This window comes from Mycobacterium angelicum (genome assembly GCF_002086155.1).
In the GTDB taxonomy this organism is placed as follows: Bacteria; Actinomycetota; Actinomycetes; order Mycobacteriales; family Mycobacteriaceae; genus Mycobacterium; species Mycobacterium angelicum.
On record NZ_MVHE01000230.1, the window covers coordinates 1 to 826 of the forward strand.

Below are 826 nucleotides of genomic sequence, written 5' to 3' on the forward strand. Positions count from 1 at the left end.
GCCGCCGAGAGGGCGGGGAAGGTGGCCGAGAAGCTGGCCGATAGCGCGGGGAAGATGGCGCTCAAGCCCGCCGCGAAGTTCTGCCCCGCCGTGACCAGAGCGCTCAACGCGCCTTGTAGCGCCGGGGCACCCGACAGCGCGGCGCTCAACGCGGCGTTAAACGCCGCACTCAACCCCGACAGGCTGGCTTGGAAGGCCGGCAGGCTGCCGGAGAGTGCGGCGCTCAGGGTGGCGTTGAAGGCCGCCGAGAGGGCGGGGAAGGTGGCCGAGAAGCTGGCCGATAGCGCGGGGAAGATGGCGCTCAAGCCCGCCGCGAAGTTCTGCCCCGCCGTGACCAGAGCGCTCAACGCGCCTTGTAGCGCCGGGGCACCCGACAGCGCGGCGCTCAACGCGGCGTTAAACGCCGCACTCAACCCCGACAAGCTGGCTTGGAAGGCCGGCAGGCTGCCCGACAGCGCGGCGCTCAGGGTGGCGTTGAACGCCGCCGAGAGGGCGGGGAAGGTGGCTCCGAAGCCGCCTGCCAGCTGCGCGGCGATGACAGGAAGCGCGGCGCTGAAGTTGGCGGCCACGGTTTGGCCAGCGTTGATTATCGCGCTTAGAGCGCCTTGCACGGCCGGAACACTGCTTAGTGCGGCGTTCAGTGCGGTGTTGAAGGCCGCACTCAGGCCCGAGAGGCTGGCTTGGAAGGCGGGCAGGCTGCCCGAGAGTGCGGCGCTGAGGGTGGCGTTGAAGGCCGCCGAGAGGGCGGGGAAGGTGGCCGAGAAGCTGGCCGACAGGGCGGGGAAGATGGCGCTGAATCCGGCGGCGAAGTTCTGACCTGCCGTGA

General features: G+C 70.2%; 1 protein-coding gene. It reads right to left on the reverse strand.

All coding sequences use genetic code 11. The features are described from left to right. The coding region (locus BST12_RS31645; protein WP_425437432.1) for a hypothetical protein at window positions 1-826 on the reverse strand (826 nt) is incomplete at both ends.